This is a genomic window from Celeribacter litoreus, from assembly GCF_020165855.1.
GTDB classification, from domain to species: Bacteria; Pseudomonadota; Alphaproteobacteria; order Rhodobacterales; family Rhodobacteraceae; genus Celeribacter; species Celeribacter litoreus.
On sequence record NZ_JAIUFY010000005.1, the window covers coordinates 271,556 to 289,062 of the forward strand.

15 protein-coding genes are annotated in these 17,507 nt (G+C 60.6%); 12 read left to right on the top strand and 3 right to left on the bottom strand.

The window, feature by feature from the left end:
• The 12 genes from LA304_RS03325 (at position 1) to LA304_RS03380 (ending at position 15,163) form a co-directional block, all read left to right on the top strand.
• Positions 1-1,284, top strand: coding sequence for a TRAP transporter large permease (locus LA304_RS03325; protein WP_224501700.1), 1,284 nt, complete (start codon positions 1-3; stop codon positions 1,282-1,284).
• Between the two features lie 17 nt (positions 1,285-1,301).
• Positions 1,302-2,084 carry an enoyl-CoA hydratase/isomerase family protein gene (locus LA304_RS03330; RefSeq protein ID WP_224501701.1) on the top strand — a complete coding sequence of 261 codons (783 nt, stop codon included), beginning with the start codon at positions 1,302-1,304 and terminating at the stop codon, positions 2,082-2,084.
• A gap of 10 nt (positions 2,085-2,094) precedes the next feature.
• Positions 2,095-3,456 carry an MmgE/PrpD family protein gene (locus tag LA304_RS03335; protein ID WP_224501702.1) on the top strand — a complete coding sequence of 454 codons (1,362 nt, stop codon included), beginning with the start codon at positions 2,095-2,097 and terminating at the stop codon, positions 3,454-3,456.
• A 10-nt stretch (positions 3,457-3,466) separates the two neighbouring features.
• On the top strand, positions 3,467-4,861 hold the full coding sequence (locus tag LA304_RS03340) for a phenylacetate--CoA ligase family protein (RefSeq protein ID WP_224501703.1): 1,395 nt from the start codon (positions 3,467-3,469) through the stop codon (positions 4,859-4,861).
• Complete coding sequence (locus LA304_RS03345) at positions 4,858-6,207, top strand: amidase (RefSeq protein ID WP_224501704.1); 1,350 nt, start codon at positions 4,858-4,860, stop codon at positions 6,205-6,207. Before LA304_RS03340 ends, LA304_RS03345 begins: the two co-directional genes overlap by 4 nt.
• The gene (locus tag LA304_RS03350; RefSeq protein ID WP_224501705.1) at positions 6,204-7,622 is read left to right on the top strand and encodes an MmgE/PrpD family protein; all 1,419 of its coding nucleotides are present in this window, start codon (positions 6,204-6,206) and stop codon (positions 7,620-7,622) included. Before LA304_RS03345 ends, LA304_RS03350 begins: the two co-directional genes overlap by 4 nt.
• 62 nt (positions 7,623-7,684) lie before the next feature.
• The gene (locus tag LA304_RS03355; RefSeq protein WP_224501706.1) at positions 7,685-9,346 is read left to right on the top strand and encodes an ABC transporter substrate-binding protein; all 1,662 of its coding nucleotides are present in this window, start codon (positions 7,685-7,687) and stop codon (positions 9,344-9,346) included.
• A 14-nt stretch (positions 9,347-9,360) separates the two neighbouring features.
• On the top strand, positions 9,361-10,386 hold the full coding sequence (locus LA304_RS03360; protein WP_224501707.1) for an ABC transporter permease: 1,026 nt from the start codon (positions 9,361-9,363) through the stop codon (positions 10,384-10,386).
• Positions 10,383-11,273 (top strand): ABC transporter permease, encoded by an 891-nt coding sequence (locus LA304_RS03365; RefSeq protein WP_224501708.1) that lies wholly within the window; start codon positions 10,383-10,385, stop codon positions 11,271-11,273. The genes LA304_RS03360 and LA304_RS03365 overlap by 4 nt, the downstream gene beginning before the upstream one ends.
• Positions 11,266-13,101: a dipeptide ABC transporter ATP-binding protein gene (locus LA304_RS03370; RefSeq protein WP_224501709.1), complete on the top strand. Its 1,836-nt coding sequence runs from the start codon at positions 11,266-11,268 to the stop codon at positions 13,099-13,101. The genes LA304_RS03365 and LA304_RS03370 overlap by 8 nt, the downstream gene beginning before the upstream one ends.
• 8 nt (positions 13,102-13,109) lie before the next feature.
• A complete protein-coding gene (locus LA304_RS03375) occupies positions 13,110-14,744 on the top strand; it encodes a GMC family oxidoreductase (protein WP_224501710.1) in 1,635 nt (544 codons plus the stop codon).
• Between the two features lie 14 nt (positions 14,745-14,758).
• On the top strand, positions 14,759-15,163 hold the full coding sequence (locus tag LA304_RS03380) for a GlcG/HbpS family heme-binding protein (protein WP_224501711.1): 405 nt from the start codon (positions 14,759-14,761) through the stop codon (positions 15,161-15,163).
• Positions 15,164-15,220: 57 nt separating this feature from the next.
• Here LA304_RS03380 and LA304_RS03385 read toward each other — a convergent pair whose 3' ends face one another.
• From LA304_RS03385 to LA304_RS03395, 3 genes are read right to left on the bottom strand one after another with little or no spacing between them, the layout of a single operon-like run.
• Complete coding sequence (locus tag LA304_RS03385) at positions 15,221-15,961, bottom strand: maleate cis-trans isomerase family protein (RefSeq protein WP_224501712.1); 741 nt, start codon at positions 15,959-15,961, stop codon at positions 15,221-15,223.
• 7 nt (positions 15,962-15,968) lie between these two features.
• On the bottom strand, positions 15,969-16,787 hold the full coding sequence (locus tag LA304_RS03390) for an SDR family oxidoreductase (protein ID WP_224501713.1): 819 nt from the start codon (positions 16,785-16,787) through the stop codon (positions 15,969-15,971).
• Between the two features lie 15 nt (positions 16,788-16,802).
• Positions 16,803-17,492, bottom strand: coding sequence for a GntR family transcriptional regulator (locus tag LA304_RS03395; RefSeq protein WP_224501714.1), 690 nt, complete (start codon positions 17,490-17,492; stop codon positions 16,803-16,805).
• Positions 17,493-17,507: the final 15 nt, after the last annotated feature.

Genomic DNA, 17,507 nt, shown 5'->3' on the forward strand with positions numbered 1-17,507 from the left:
ATGGGATTTCCGGCTGCATTTATCCTCGGGTTTCTGGCGCTCCTTCTGGTGAGCGGGACGTGGATCGGACTGTCGCTCATGGGCGTCGGAATCCTTTCCCTCGAATTGTTCAAAAACATGAAGGTCGGGAGCTTTCTCGCCTCCGACATCTGGGCGAACGCGACGTCTGCCGAGATGGTCACACTGCCTCTGTTCGTTCTGATGGGCGAGTTGCTCTATCACACCCGACTGTCCAAAAGCCTGTTCGACGGTCTGGCTCCGTTTGCGCGCAAGTTGCCCGGTGGTCTCATTCAGGTGAACGTGCTCGCGTCCGCGCTTTTCGCCGCAATTTCGGGGTCTTCTGCGGCTACAACCGCCACGGTCGGACGCATTACGCTCGATGAGATCGACCGCCGCGGGTTCGATCCTTTGCTTAATCGTGGCTCTTTGGCGGGCGCTGGCTCCATTGGCCTGCTCATCCCGCCGTCCATCCCGATGATCGTTTACGGCGTGATTGCTCAGGTCTCGATCCTCGACCTTTTTGTGGCGGGTGTTGTTCCAGGGCTGCTGCTGTGCGTCCTCTTCATGACGTGGATCGGTTTCAAATCCAAAGCGCCTGAAGAAGCCGATGTTGCGCCGCTGACCTTCCTCTCCGGCCTGCGGGCGATTTCTAAACTCGCGCCGACCCTCCTGTTGGTGCTCTGCGTGATGGGGTCTATGTTTTCTGGCCTCGCGTCGATTACAGAGGCGGCTGCCATCGGTGTCGCTGGTGCTCTCGTCCTCCTGCTCATCGAACCGGACAGATCGATCGCGAAAATTGCCGAGGCGCTCATGGGCACGGTGAAAACTTGCGGCATGATCGCTCTCATCCTCGCAGGCGCACTGTTCCTGACCAAAGCCATGGCGCGGCTCAGCATCCCCGGTGAGATCGCGACCACCATCGAGGCGATGAACCTCGCGCCGCTGACCCTCATCGCCCTCTTGGTGGTGTTCTACCTCATGCTCGGCTGCGTCATCGACGGGCTATCCACTATCGTGATGACGCTACCGGTGACATTGCCGCTCGTAACGGCGGCGGGCTTTGACCCGATCTGGTTCGGCGTCTTTCTGATCGTCACGATCGAGATGGCCCAGATCACGCCGCCCGTCGGCATCAATCTCTTTGTTTTGAAACGCTTGTCGGGGGATCCGATTGGCCGATTAGCGCGGGCTGCGCTGCCATTCTGCCTCTTGATGATCCTGCATGTCGTTCTTTTGACCGCATTCCCTGCGCTGGCCACATGGCTGCCGGCAGTGCTGCGGTGACTTTTCTCGGAGCTGAAATGACCAACGAACCCTCAATCTTGTTGTCCAAGTCCGGTGCCGTCGCACGTCTGACGCTCAATCGGCCGGACAAGCTCAATGCGCTGGATACAGAAAGCTGGAGCGCCTTGGGGCGGATGGTGTCCGATCTGGATGCCGACCCTGAAACCCGCGCGATTGTCGTATCCAGCGCAGGTGAAAAGGCCTTCTGCTGTGGCGCGGATATCTCCGAGTTTTCCGTTACCTACGCGACACCTGAAAGCGCCAACGCGTTTTCAGAGATTTTCACAGGCGCGCTGGACGCTCTGATGCACTGCTCGAAACCGATCATCGCGGAGATCGACGGTCTCTGTGTCGGAGGTGGCTGTGCGCTGATCATGGCCTGTGATCTCCGCTACGCCAGTGACCGGAGCCGCTTTGCCATCACGCCGACGAAAATCGGCGCGGCCTACAGTTTCGGCGACACCAACCGTCTCGTTCAACTGGTCGGGCCGGGTCGTGCCAAGGAGATGCTGTTCTTCGCGGAACTGGCTGCCGCGTCAGATGCCTGTCGTGACGGTCTGATCGACCGCGTCTGCGCGTCTGACGGCCTCACAGCCTTCGTCAATGAACGCGCCGCCAAACTGGCAAGCCTTTCCCGAAATTCGCTCTCCGTTGCCAAAGCAGCAGTGAACGCAATCGTCGCCCAGACATCCGACGCGCCTACGCACGTCAACCGGATGTTGGGAGACATCTTCTCCTCCGACGACTTCCGCGAAGGCTACAGCGCTTTTCTGGAAAAACGCAGCCCTGAATTCAGCTGAGGCCCCTGAGATGACTATTAACACTTCTGAGCAATCGTTGACCGAGGGGCTGTTTGACCTTCTCCAGCGTGACATTCCCGAAGCTACTCTTCAGCGTGCTCCTCTTCATCTGCTCGACTGGATCGGCTGTGCCATTGGCGGCTCTGTAACGCCGGTCGGCCGTAAATTGACCACAGTCGGCCCAGTCTATGGAACGGGCGGTTGCATCGTTATCGGTCACAACGCTGGTCTTTCGGCCGACGGTGCGGCCTTCATCAATGGCGGGTTGGGCAATATCCTCGAGATGGACGACATCCATCGCAGTTCGATCCTTCACCCAGGTCCGATTGTGATCCCCGCTGCGCTTGCAGCTGCCGAAATCCATCATCTCTCTCCAAAGTTCCTCCTCGAGAGCATCATTTGTGGCTACGAGACAACGATCCGTATCGGGCGCTCCGCTGGTCCGGCGCACTACCGGCATTTCCACGCGACAGCGACCTGCGGAACCTTTGGCGCAGCGTCTGGAGTCGCGCGTGCACTCGGCCTCGAAAAGGAACGTTTTGTTTGGGCGCTCGGCAACGCAGGCGGCACCGCAGGCGGTGTCTGGCGCTGTATCCATGAGCAGGTGATGACAAAGCAGTGGCACAATGCGCTTGCCGCGTCGTCCGGTCTGCGTGCCGCGACTTTGGCAGATGGCGGCTTCTCGGGGAGCACTTTTGTCCTGGAAGGAACAGATGGATTTTTCGAAGCCCTCGCGCCTGACGCTGATCCTGACTACGTGCTCGCCGATCCGGATGCGGAATGGCTCATTCACGAGACCTCGTTCAAACCTTGGCCGTCCTGTCGCCACACCCACCCTGCGCTCGATGCTGTGCGCATGGCGCGTGAGGAAGGAATTAGATCCGAAAATGTGCGCTCAATTGATCTTAAGGTGTATCGAGATGCGACGCGCTTTTGTAACCGTCCCCAGCCGAAAACAGAAAACGACGCCAAGTTCAGTCTGCAACATACGGCGGCAGTCGCGCTGCTGCGTGAGCAGCCGGAGATGGAAGATTTCGCGATCGAAAGCTTTGCCGACCGCGCTCTGACGGATCTTCGTGGGCGCGTCACCGTCACCGAAGATCCTGCCATCACCGCCGCTTATCCCGATCACTATGGCGCGTCCGCGACCCTCACCCTCACCGATGGCTCGACGCGTGAATTCGCCGTCGCGGATGCATGGGGCGATCCGGAGCGACCGCTCGATCAGGACGGCATCATTCGCAAGTTCTGCATGCTCGGAGACTACGCCGGCGTCTCTGATCAGGCGCTCTCCCGCATCATCGACGCCACGCTGTCGCTGCCTTGGGCGCGCGGACTTGCCGACCTCAACGCAACTTTTGCCGAAATTTAAGGAGTCCGTCATGGATTACTTCGCAGCCCTCGATCTCAAACTTTTGCGCGAACGCTATCCCGTCGGGCAGGCGTTCATGGATCGCTATGTCGGCATGAGCAAAGACGAACTGTTCGCCATTCAGAACGAGCGTTTCCTCGAACTGATGGGCGCAGGATGGAAGGTGCCTTTCTACCAGCGTCACTGGGGCGCAGCGGGCATCGAGCCGGGCGATATCAAAAGCCTCGAAGACATCACACGTCTGCCGACCTATTCGAAAGATGATCTGATGGCATCGGTGGAAAAGTATCCGCCGCTCGGCGACTTTAACCTGTTCGACACCTATCCCGAAGACCAACGTCCGCCGCTCGTGTTCCAAACCACCTCCGGCACGACCGGTCGTCCACAGCCGCTCCTCTACGGTCCGATGACCCGCGAGGTGCAGAACCTGCTGCTCGGCCGTCTGTATCAAATGCAGGGTCTCACCAACCGCGATGTGGTTCATTCCGTGTATGGCCACGGCACGGTGAACGGCGGGCACTACATTCGCGAAGCCGTGTCGCACTGGGTCGGCGCGCAATTCCTGAGCGCGGGGACGGGGATCGAAACCCGCTCCGCCAAGCAAGTCGAATTGATGCGCGACTTTGGCGTGACCGCGATTGTCGGCTTCGGGGACTACATTCGAAAACTGGCCATCGTTGCAAAAGAGGCCGGGTTTGAGCCGGGTCGCGATATCCCGGTGCGGATGATCTCCGGCCACCTCGGGTCGGAAACGGCAGAGGGCCTCGGTGCGCTCTGGGGCGGCGCGCAGGTCTTCGACTGGTATGGCGTTGGGGACACAGGCGCGATCACAGGGCAAGGCGCCGATCGCACCGGCCAGCACATCATGGAAGACGCGCAATATGTCGAACTGCTCGATGTAGACACGCATGAACCCGTCGCAGATGGCGAGCTTGGTGATCTCGTCTGCACCTGCCTCTACACCACCGACGTTTTCCCGATCATCCGCTTCAACACCCACGACGTGACGCGCGTGAAATCGGGCGACAACCCTCTGAACCTGCCTTTCCGCCAGACCGAAGGCTTCCTTGGGCGCTCCGATAACATGGTCAAACTGCGCGGGATCAACATCTATCCGCAGGGCATCGGGGCCGTGCTTTCGGCAGGGTTTGCCGAGACCAACGGTGAATATTTCTGCGAAGTCGTGACCCATCCGGATCGCGCGGAAATGACAGTGCATGTGGAGGCGACGAACGGGAGCACCGAGCTCTCGTCCGCGATGGAAGACCTCCTGCGCTCGCGTCTAGGCGTCCAAATCGAGGTGAAGCTTTGCGCACCGGGTGCCACGGCTGAAGTTACCCAACTCGAAAAGCGTCAAAAACCGATCCGCCTCGTGAAACGTGCGGCTGAAGGGGTTGATGCATGATCGGCGCGTCTTCTTCCAAAGCGACGGAGCAGACGGTTTCGGTCCTTGCACGGACCGAAGCGGCTCTCGCGCGCATCTCTGCAGAGAACGATCGCGACCACATCTTTATCTCCGTTTGTGGCGAGACTGCGTTGGAAGAAGCCCGCGCCGCAGATGCTCGGGCGCTGGAAGGGAAAAGCTTCGGGCCGCTCGACGGGAAACTCGTCGCGGTTAAGGATAATCTCGCTGTCAAAGGCCTGCCGCATAGCGCGGGGACCAAAGCACTCTCCGGCGTGATTGCAGGAGCCGATGCACTGTCAGTCGCGGCCCTGCGCGTGGGTGGTGCGGTCGTTCTTGGGACGTTGAACATGCACGAGGGCGCGCTCGGCGCGACGAACGATAACCCGTTCTATGGCAAATGCGCCAACCCGCTTGCGGAAGGCTTCACGCCCGGAGGCTCTAGCGGCGGGTCCGGTGCGGCGGTCGCTGCTGGGTTGGTCGATCTCGCGCTCGGCACGGATACGATGGGGTCTGTGCGTATTCCGTCTGCCTATTGCGGGACCTTTGGTTTGAAACCGACAGATGGTCTCGTTCCGCGCGACGGTTTGGCGTTTCTGTGCACGCATCTGGATTGCATCGGGCCGCTGTCTGACGATCCAGCGTTGCTACTGCCCGCTTTGCAACTGATGGCGACGGGAACAGCTGAGGCGAACGATCCGCTTCGCCTATTGCCGCCCGACGGGTGCGCAGACGAGGGAGTGTGCCTCGACGGGCTGCGCATTCTTTGCCCTACAGAAATCAATGAAACGGACAGTGAGCCCGAAGTGCTGGCCGCCATGGAGCGCGCCGCCGCGTATCTGAAGGCCTGCGGAGCTGAGGTCGCGCGAGCGCCCCTCGGTGATTGGACGCCGAGCCATACACGCCGTGGCGGGCTGCTTCTTATTGAGGCGGACGGGGCGCGGATATTTGCGGATGAGCTGGCGAACCCCGAGAGCGCATTGAGCGAGGACTTCAAAGCGCTCCTGTCCTATGGCGCTTCCGCCAGCGCGCCGCGCCTCGCAGAAGCCATGCTGCGTATTCAGGCGGCGGGCGCGATGGTGCATCGGGCGCTAGCGGCCTACGACATGATCCTCCTGCCGACCGCGCCGCAGCGGGCCTTCCGATTTGGGGAACCCGTTCCTGCTAATCAGGCAGACTTCACCTCTCTCGCGAATTTCGCGGCCTGTCCTGCGGTCGCCTGTCCCGTCGCAGCCTCCGATGAGGGGTTGCCTGCCTCGGTCCAGTTGATCGGCCGCCCTTGGTCTGACACCACGCTATGCCGTGTCGCCGAAACTCTCTCCCCCCTTGCTGAGAATGTTGCCTCATGACGATTGAAACTGCCTCCAAATCGGATGAAGAAAATGCAATCATCGAGTGGTTGCTGACGCGTGTCGCTGAGACCTCCTACGAGGACCTGCCGGACCGCGCGATCGAGAAGACGAAGACTTTTCTGCTCGATACGTTTGGCGTCGGTGTTGCTGGGTGTCACGGGTTCGGTCTCGACCGCATCCGCGATCTGACCCGCGCGTGGGGGCAGGGAGATGAGGCAACGGTTTGGGTGAGCGGAGAACGCGTTCCCGCCCCGACAGCAGCCTTTCTTAATGGCTACCAGATTCACTCCCTCGAATTCGACTGTCTCTGTGACGAGGCCGTGATGCACCCGATGGCGACGATGATGTCGGCGGTCATGGCGCATGTGGAACGGCGCTCGCATGCGGGCCGTCCGGTGTCGGGTCAGGATCTGATCCGTGCGGTTGTTCTCGGGATTGATCTCGCCGTGTTCCTCGGGCTCGCCTCACGCCAGAGGCTTCGGTTCTTCCGTCCGGCGACCGCTGGCGGGTTCGGAGCGGCGGCGGCGATTTCCCTGCTCGAAGGGTTTGATCGCGAGGGGCTGCGGCAGGCGATGGGACATCAATACGGCCAGATGTGCGGCACGATGCAGGCGCATGTCGAGGGCTCGCCCCAACTCGGTCTTCAGATCGGCTACAACGCCCGCGCGGCGCTCATTTCAGTCGATATGGTCAAAGCCGCCATCCCCGCGCCGAAGCAGGCCTTTCTCGGGGAGCATGGCTATTTCCGCCTCGTGGAGGGCGATGCCTACGACCTTCAGGAGGCCAAGGACTTTCTCGAAGCACATCACGTCATGGAGCGCATGGCGCACAAGCCGTTTCCCTCGGGTAGACTGACCCACGGCACGATTGATGCTCTCACCACGTTGATGAGCGAGCATGGTTTCGGTGCGTCGGATGTGGAGCGTGTCGTGCTCACCATGCCGTCACTCGTCTATCGCCTCATGGGGCGGCCCGATGTTCCCGAACCCGAACCGAACTACGCGAAACTCTGTCTTCCGTTCGTCTCGGCGCTCGCCATGCGGTTCGGAGATGTGACGATCGAGCACTTCCTCTCGCGTGACATTCTCAATGATCCGGCCACCCACGCCCTCGCGGGGCGTGTCGAGATGGTGCAGGACGAGAACCCCGACGAGAACGCGATGATGCCGCAGCGGATTGAGGTCTATCTGTCGGATGGAACCTCCCACGACGTGCTCCTCACCGCCGCCATCGGCCATCCGGACAAGCCACTCTCGGAAGAGCGCAATGTCGAAAAGTTCCTCGCCTGCCTGCGTTACGCCGGGCGGCTTCCGGAAGAGAGTGCTGCCCGTGTGATCGAGGCCGTCAAGACAATCGAGAACTGTCCCGATGTGGCGCAGATCGTGCCGTTTCTCGTGGCGTTACCCGACTGATTTCTAACCACAAAATACAAACAAAGAGACCAACAGGAGAATTAAACATGAAGAGAAAGAATATGTCTTCGCCTTTCTTGGCGAGCGTGGCTCTCGCAGCGCTTTTGCCCGTCGCGGCCTCTGCGCAAGAGATCCTGATCCTTGCAGAAGACGTCCCGTCGGGCCTCGACTATGATGGTCCGTCTGCCGCTGTTCCGGCCTCCCAGCAGGGGATGGTCAACACCATGGAACCTCTCGTGTTCTACCCCAAAGGTGAAGTGAACGAAGACGGCGTGCAACTTCCGGATTTCAGCACCATCGAGGGGCGTCTGGCGGAAAGTTGGACCTATGATGAAGAGACCCTGACATGGACCTTCAAACTCCGCGAGGGCGTTGTCGGTTGCGGTGGGGCGACGTTCAACGCAGACGATGTGCTCTACACCTTCGCCCGCGCAAAGTCCGTCTCCGGCGCTGCTCCGATTGGTTGGTTCCTCTCCAACGTGTCGTCTATTGCAGGCTTTGATGCCTCGGTCTTCGGCGATGACCCGGCGGCCAAAGAGCTTGGCGATGAAATCGTTAAAATCGACGATTACACTGTTCAGATCAAACAATCCGAGCCGAATGCGCTCTTCCTGCCGGCGCTGACGGCCTTTGGTCTTCTGATGTTCGACAAAGAGACCATGGAGGCCCACGCGACCGATGCCGACCCGTGGACGCACGACTGGGCGAATGCCACGAGCTCCGCAAGCTTTGGCGCCTACTGTGTGTCCGAGTGGGCGAAGAACGAGAAGATTGTCTACACTGCGAACGAGGACTACTTCCTCGGCGCGCCGGCGATCAAAAAGGTGACGGTCCAGCGCGTGCCGCAGAGCTCCAACCGCGCCGTCGTCCTCATGAGCGGGCAGGCGCAACTCGCCTCCGGTCTGACGCCACGCGAATATGACAGCATGCGTGGCCGTGCAGGTCTCGCTGTGTCCGGTGTGACGGGCAACGAGAGCACCTTTGTTCACATGAACTTCGATGTCGAACCGTTCGACAATCCGAAGCTGCGCGAGGCCATCGCCTATGCCGTGCCCTATGACCAGATCATCGCGAACGGTTATTTCGGTCAGGCCGAACAATGGAACGGCGTCGTGCCGTCGTCCTACCCGGGTTACAAGGATGTCACTTCCTTCACCTATGATCCGGAGAAAGCCAAAGCACTTCTCGCTGAGGCAGGCTATCCTGAGGGCGCGGGCCTCGAGGCATTCGGCGATGCGTTCCAGCTGACCTATGTGGCAGAGAAGGAATCTACCCTCGGTCCGATCGTGAACATCATCCAGACGGCGCTCCGTGGTGTCGGTGTTCCGGTCACGCTCAACCCGATCCCGCTTTCGCAATACGGTGACCGCCAGCTTGTGAAACGCGATCTCGGGTTTGCCATCAATGATCAGGAAAAGCCGGTCGTCGTCGATGCGGGTTACGGCATCCAGCTGTTCTTTGTCTCTCCTGATAAAGGCGGTCTGAACAACATGGTCAACTACTCGTCTGACATCGTCGACGAAACCTGGGCCGCCGCCCGTGTGGAGCCGGACATGGAGAAACGCGACGCTATGGTTGCCGAGATCCAAGAACAGATCGCGAGCGATATCGCGTGGTTGCCGGTCGTCGAATACCGCACGCAGTGGGCACACTCCGAACGCCTCAAAGGGCAGTCGTGGTACGCCGACAACGCCCCGCGCTATTTCGACCTCTACATCGAGTGAGCTGAGCACAGACCATGCTGAAATATGTCTCCAGACGGGTCGGGGTCGGTCTCCTCCAGCTTCTTGCGCTGACCATCGCCGTTTTCTTCATCATCCGCTTGTTGCCTGCCGATCCGGTGGCGCGTCTCGTGGGCATGAATGCCAGTCCGGAGGCATATGCCCAAGCAGAACAACAGTTGGGGCTCCATCGGCCCCTTCTGACCCAACTCGGTGTTTACCTTGGCTTTGATCCCGAGATCGCGCCGGGTCTCATTCAGGCCTCTCTCGGTGTCTCATGGGTGACGGGGGAACCTGTGCTCAAAGAGATCGGGACCTTCCTGCCTGTGACGCTCCAACTCGTCACGCTCGCCTTCGTCTTTGCCTTCGTGCTCTCGGTGCCCATCGGGATGGCCGGTGCGCTCAATCCGGGCGGTGGGGCGGACAAGGGGGTCTTTGTCTACTCGCTTTTCGCGGGCAGTCAGCCGGAGTTCTGGTGGGGGCTTTTGCTCATCTACCTCTGCTTCTTCCAATGGGGAATTGCGCCTGCGCCGCTGGGTCTTTTGTCTCCCCTGACGAGCGCGCCAGAGCCGATCACAGGGTTCCTTCTGGTCGACGCGGTTTTGCGAGGCCGGTTCGACGTGCTGCACGAAGCCCTGAGCCACCTCGTGCTCCCCGTGATCTGCCTCTCCTTCGTTGTCTCCGGCCCGATCATCAAAATGATCCGCCAGAACATGATGCGCGCGCTCCAGTCCGATTTCATCCTCTACGGGCGTTCCATCGGTCTGCCGAAAAAGCGGATCGGGCGTTATGCGCTCCGCGCGGCGATGGCGCCGTCCATGACCATCATCGGCATCCTCTACGGATTCATGCTGTCGGGTGCGGTGCTGATCGAAAGCGTCTTTTCCCTCAACGGCATCGGGCAATACGCCATCCGTTCGGTGCTCAATTTCGACTATCCCGCCATTCAGGGTGTGGTGCTGGTGATCGCGGCCGTGTCGCTCGTGATCTATCTCCTGCTCGACCTGATCCAAGCGGCTATCGACCCGAGGATTGTCTATTGAACGAGTTTGCCGATACCACCTTTGCCGCACCGAAGCGGCGCTTTAACTGGCTGTTCGCGATTGGGGTGACCATCGTCGCGGGCGTCACGTTGCTTGCCCTGATCGGTCCCTATATCGGGCCTTATGATCCGACGCTCACGACGCCGCGCGTATCTGTCCCGCCGCCGTCACTGTCCGAAATTCCCGGCCTCTTGTTCGGCAGTTTCTCCAATACGCTGGAGCATCCGCCGCATTGGATGGGCACGGACAGTTCCGGCTATGACGTGTTCAGTCGTGTTATCGCTGCGCCGCGCACCGACCTCACCATTGCACTTGCCGCGAATTTTGTCTCGCTCGGCATCGGCGCGGTGCTCGGACTGCTCGCGGGGTATTTCCGGAACTGGGGGACGGAGCTTCTCATGCGTGTCTCCGACGTGCTTCAGAGCTTTCCGGTCTTCATCTCTGCGATGGTTCTGGTGGCTCTGGCTGGCCGCTCGATGGGCAACATCGTGCTCGCGCTCGCGCTCGTTTACACGCCGATCTACATCCGCCTGACCCGCGCCGAAGTGCTTCAGAAAAAGGTTGCTGGTTACGTCGAAGCCGCCCGCGCGATGGGGACGCCGGAGATCGCCATCGCCTTCCGTCATGTGCTGCCGAACTCAATGACGCCTGCGCTGATCCAGTCGTCCGTGACCATCGGCTTTGCCATCCTGCTGACCTCCGGCCTGTCCTTCGTCGGTGCGGGTGTGCGCCCGCCGACACCGGAATGGGGTCTCTCGATCTCGACAGGCGCGAACCAGATCATCCTCGGTGAATGGTGGCCATCGGTCTTCCCCGGCATCGCAATCTCGATCACCGTGTTTGGCTTTGCTGTTCTCGGAAACGCTCTGGAGGAACGCTATGAGTAATCTCGAAAAACCGCTCCTCGACGCACGCGATCTGATCGTCGGCTACCCCTCGGGCGGTCACTATTCTCGTCCGGTCAATGGCGCCTCGCTGACCATTCGTCCGCGTGAGGTGGTTGGCCTCATTGGTGACGCAGGCTCCGGCAAATCGACCCTTGCGCTCGCGCTCATGGGGCTCGTGCAAGCCCCTGGGCGCATTCTCGGCGGATCAGTTGAGTTCGGTGGGCAGGACCTGACAAAGCTCTCCGAAGATGAGCTTCGGGCCTTTCGGGGCCGCGACATCTCCGCCATCGTCCAGAACCCGCGCGGCGCGCTCAACCCGCTCATCCGGATCGGAGAGCAGATTTCTAACGCCTACCGCGCGCATACCAGAGCCACGCCTGCTGAGGGACGTGCCAAGGCGATTGAGATGCTCACCATGGTGGGTATCAACGATCCGGAGCGACGTGTGAATGCCTATGCCCATGAGCTTTCGGGCGGAATGGCGCAGCGGGCGATGATCGCTATGGCTCTCGCCGCAAAGCCCCGTCTCCTCATCGCGGATGAGCCAACCTCCGGTCTCGACGTGACCATTCAGGCGCAGCTTCTCGATCAGATGTGGCAGACGGTGCAGGACACCGAGTCCGCCATTCTGTTGGTTTCTCAGGACCTTGGCGCGATCGCGAATTATTGCGACCGCGTGCTGGCGCTCCACGACGGAAAGATCGTTGAAGACGCCCCAGTGCGGCAGTTCTTCGCGATGCCGCAGCATGACTATTCCAAGGAAATTCTCGGTCTCCACCATGCGCAAGGTGACCGTTTCCCCGAGCAGGTATCTGATGCCGCCAATGATATTCTGGAAGTCGAAAAACTCCGCATGGAGTTTCCGGTGCGCAATTCCGACAATGTGGTCCACGCGGTTGGTGATTTCCGGTTGAACATCAAGGCGGGCGAAGCGGTTGGTCTCGTCGGTGAAAGTGGCTCGGGCAAGACCACCGTGGGTCGCTGCCTCGTACGCCTCCTTGATCCGACCGAGAGCATCATCCGTTTCGACGGGTTCGACATTGGTTCACTCGATCAACGGTCCATGCGGAAGTTCCGCTCGCGCATCCAGTTCGTCTTCCAAGACCCGTTTGATAGCGTCAATCCGCGTTGGAGTGTGTCCGACATCCTGATCGAACCGTTGCGCCAGTTGGCGGACATGTCCCGCGCGGAGCGGCGAAAGCGGGCAGAGGAGGTGATGGAGCTCGTTGGTCTGCCAGTCGAACTGTTGGAGCGAAAACCCCGTGGCCTCGGTGCGGGTATCCTCCAGCGGATCAATATTGCGCGCGCGCTGATCTGCGAGCCGGAGTTCCTTGTGTTGGACGAGCCGACCTCTGTCCTCGCCCCGCGTGCGCGGAACGCTCTGATCGAACTCCTGGGCAAACTCCAGAAGGAACTGGGGATTGCTCTGCTGTTCATCACGCACGACCTCACCACGGTGCGGTATCTGTGCCAAAGGGTGGCCGTCATGTATCTCGGCCAGATCGTCGAAGAAGGGAGCGTCGAGCAGGTCTTCACCGCGCCGCGCCACCCCTATTCTCAAGCTCTTCTTGAGGCGCACCTCTTCCCAGATCCGGATCACCGGCGTGTGGACCATCCTAGCGATTCTGCGCTCGACGGAGAAATCCCGAGCCCGATCGACCTGCCGACCGGATGCTACCTCGCGAGCCGCTGTCCACACGCGGATGAGACCTGCCGATCCATACCACAGAACCTCTCCGTTCTCTCGGATGGCCAAACGGTGCGCTGCTGGAAAGCCGAACACGAAGAGGAGCCAGCAGAGATGGCTCCCGCAACCAAAACAGGGTGAATGACATCATGGCTGAATATGATTTTATTGTCGTGGGCGCTGGATCTGCGGGGGCTGTCCTCGCAAACCGCCTCTCTGAAGATCCGAAAAACAAAGTCCTCCTGATCGAAGCGGGCGGCGGCGATAAGAACCCCATCTTTCGTCTCCCGATCCTCGCGGGTGGGGCCTATTGGTATAAACGCTCGAATTGGGGCTATGTCACCGAGCCACAGGCGGGGCTGAAGGGCCGAACTCTGAAATGGCCGCGCGGAAAGGTGCTTGGTGGCTCTTCGACCATCAACGGCATGATGTATATGCGCGGGAACCGGTCGGTCTATGACGACTGGGCAACGAAAGAGGGTCTCACCGGTTGGTCCTATTCCGAGGTGCTGCCCTATTTCCTCCGCGGCGAAGATGCGCCTGCGCGGGCGGGCAGTCCGTTCCACAATGTCGGCGGCGAACTGCGCGTGTCTCCGGCGCCTGCGCTCAACCCGCTCTATGACGATTTCCTCGCGTCGGGGCGTGAGGTCGGGCACCCCGAGATGCCAGACCCGAATGTGGCAGAGCCTGAGGGTCTCGGGCCGTTCGACTTCAACATCCGTGACGGGCGCAGAGAGTCGAGTTCGACCGCGTTCCTCTGGCCCGTGAAAACCCGACCCAATCTCGAAATCCGGACAGAAGTAATGGTGCGGAAGCTGATGATCGAGGGGTCGCGGGTGACGGGTGTAGAGCTGGATGGTCCCGCCGGTCCGCGTAATGTCACCTGCCGCCGCGAGATTATTCTCTCGTCCGGCGTGATCAACACGCCCCAAATTCTGATGCTGTCCGGCATTGGTCCGGGCGAGGTGCTGCAAAAGGCGGGTATCGAAACCGTCCGCGATCTCAAGGGCGTCGGTGAGAACCTGCATGATCACATCGGTGTCTATCTGACCTACGCCTGCAAAGATCCCGTCAGCCTCTATTCACTCTTCCGCCCTGATCGCGGTGCGATGCAGCTTGCGAATGCCGTGTTCCGCCGCAAAGGACCGATGGCCTGCGCGCCACTCGAGGCCGGTGGGTTCCTCCGCACGCGCGAAGGTCTCTCAGAGCCGGATATCCATATGACTTTCGTGCCCGGCCTGAGTTTGGAGACCAGCCAGAAGGGGCAGGGGCAGCACGGGTTCATCATCCACGTCTATCCGACACGTCCTGAGAGCCGTGGACGCCTTTGGATCGAAAGTGCGGACCCGCGCCAAGCGCCGAAGATTGATCCGAACTGTTTCGGTGCGCCGAGCGACATGGAGACGTTCTACGGCGGTATCCGTCTCGCGCATGAGATTGCCACAACCGGGCCGCTTTCCGCGCGTCGCAAGGAGTTTTTGTCCTACGATCCGACGATGCTCTCGGATGAGAGTGCGATGGCAGACTGGGTGCGCGGGAGCGCGGAGACCGTCTTCCACCCCGTTGGAACGGCCCGCATGGGCACGGGCGCTGATGCGGTCGTCGATGCGGAGTTGAAGGTTCGCGGCCTCGAAGGTCTACGCATCGCGGACGCCTCTGTCATGCCATGTGTGACGGGGGCCAATACCTCCGCACCGTCGATGATGATTGCTGAAAAAGCGGCTGACATGATCTTGGGACGCACGCCGCTCGCGGCGATGGATCCCGATGCTGTGGCTGCGTGACGAAAGGGATGACAATGACGAAACTCACACAAAAGGCGGTGTTTGACGCCTTGCAAGCAGGGCAGGCGAAAGCGGCTGAACTCGGGACGCCTGTCTCGATGGTGGTGCTCGACGAGGGCGGCCATTTGCTTGGCTTCCTGCGCTGTGATGGCGCGTCCTTCGGGACGGGCGATGTGGCACAGCGCAAGGCCTATACCGCCGCGGCCATGCATCTCCCCACTGCGGCCTTGTCCCCGCTCGCGCAACCGGGAGAGGTCTTCTACGGGTTGGAAGTGTCGGGTGGTGCGCCCTACGTGCTCTTCCCCGGTGGGGTGCCGGTCGTGGTGGATGGGAATGTTCTCGGCGCTGTCGGCGTCTCGGGCGGGCCGCCGGATGGAGACGTCGCGATCGCTGAGGCGATGTGCGCGGCCCTGGTCTAAGTCAGTTATCAAGAATTCGCGCCTCTCTGGGAACTCCACTGAGGCGCGAATTTGGTTTCAGGCGGCAGCTGAAATGAGCGCGTCGACCTCGTCACTGCCGTTGAACGCGATTTTCAGGCAGGCCCAGAGGGTTGCTGTATTCGAACTGATGACGGGGACGCCGAACTCTTTGGAGAGTTTGTAGATCAACGGAAGGCTCGGAAAATCCGTGCAGGTGATGAGGAGCGCCCCGCTCCCCGGCACAAAGATGCGCCGCGCGAGGGCTTCAATCTCCGCGATTGGTGTTTGTGCGATCAATGGAAAATCGCAGGGGCCGTTTGCACCGAGACCGAGGCCTTCAATGGCAAGCGTGTCGATGCCGTGTGCCTTCAAAAAATCGACCTCATGCGCGTTCATCGCATCCGTGTAAGGTGTCGCGATGCTGACTTGAGACACGCCTAGGTGCCTGAGCGCTTTAACGATGCTATCGGCTGTTGTCACCGTCTTGATGCCGGTGCGTTCCGTCATCTCGTCACCCAATTGATCGGATGGCACGAGCATGGAGCCGGCAGTGCAGGCGTAGGCCATGACGTCCGGCTTCATTGGTGCGAGCATACCGATTGTGTCCTCGAGATCGTCCTTGAGCGCCTTCTTCCCTGCTTCACTTTGCGTGTCGGCATGAAGCGCCATGCGGTGACTGTGAGCTGTTGCGCCCGACGGCAGCAGTTGCGCCCATTCCGCCTCGTTGACGGTGTTGGTCGGGGGGACGATGAGGCCGATGCGGGCTCGGGTAGAGTAGGTCGAGAGGGGGCGTGTCATAGGGGGCTCACATGATTGAGGGGCGGTCTACGTGCGGAGAACAGGCGGCAGGCGCAGGGGCATCTTCGTCGCCCCAGAACCGTCCGATATAGCGGCCGCCGGTGACGCCATCTGATCCCGAGCCGCAGAGCCAGAGAATGCCAGTGGCCATCACCTCGGGCGACAAGAGATTGCCATCTGCGCCTTTTTTGTCCGGGCTGGGCGGAAGGAGATCGGTGTCTGCCGCGCCGCCAGGGAGGAAGACGTTCACCGTCACGCCCGTGCCGTCGAGATCCTGCGCCCAGACCCGGCTTGCGGCCTCAAGGGCGGCTTTCGACGGGCCATAGGGAGAGTAACCGCGCCGCACCATGGTCTGATCCGAGGTGGAGATGTTGATGACTTTACCGTAACCGCGTTCGACCATCGCGGGCACCACAGCGCGGGCCATGTTGAAGCTGCCGTTCACGTTTGTCGCGATGATGTCGGCCCAGTCTCGCGCATCTGCTTCCCAGAATTTCGTCGGGACGGTGTTGAAGGTTTCGGAAATCCGCCGCATGCCGAGACCGGCATTGTTGACGAGAGCGGTAATCGGGCCGAGCTGCTCTTCCGCAGCGTCGACGGCAGCGGCGCAGGCGTCTGGGTCTGCGATGTCAAAAGCATGTGTGGAGACGGCGCGCGCGCCTGCCTCAAGACAGTCTTCAGCAGCGCCGGACAATGCGTCGCCCTCGGAGGTCGCGCAGAGGGCAAGGGACGCACCCTGCGAGGCAAGAGAGAGGGCCATCGCACGTCCGAGACCACGGCTCGCTCCGGTCAGGAGAACCGTTGTGTCATGAAAATCGGATGTCATGAGTTTTATGGGACCTTAATCTGATGTGTTCGGGAGGGACGGGCGCGTCGAGAGAATATGCGCGCGCATGGCCATCTCCGCCCAATCCGCGTTGCCTGCGCTCAGAGCGCGATGGATTTCGCGGTGCTGCTGGTTCGACGCGCGGATGTTGATTGGTTGCTCCATGACCACGCGTTTGATTGAGGCAATCGGGACGGCCGCGATCGGACGCATCATAATTTTGATCTGTGTAGAGCGGCAGGCATCCACCAGAGTTTGGTGGAAATCTTCGTTCAGCGCGAGAAAGGCACTCGTAGCTCCGTCCGCATCGGGGTCGATCGCATCCATCTCTTCGATCAAGAGCATCAACGCGTCGAGTTCCTTCGGTTGAATACGTTCTGCAGCAATGCGGGCGGTGTAGCCTTCGATCTGGGCGCGCAGATCGAACATGATAACGACTTCGGAAAAGGAGAAGTCGTTAACGTATTTGTGGCGGTTCTCTTCGACAGCAAGGCCATCCGCCACGAGGCGACGCAGGGCCTCGCGGACGGGTGTGCGGCTCGTCCCCGTCATCTCGCAAAGCGTCTCCTCTCTCAAATGCGTGCCGAAGGGCAGGTCCTGGGAGAGGATTGCGTCACGAATAATCTCGTAAGCGCGCGCGGCCGCGCGGGATCGCGCGGCGCCGTCGGCACCGGAAGATGGCGTTTGGGGCTCAGGGTCCTTCATCCGATGCCTTTCTGT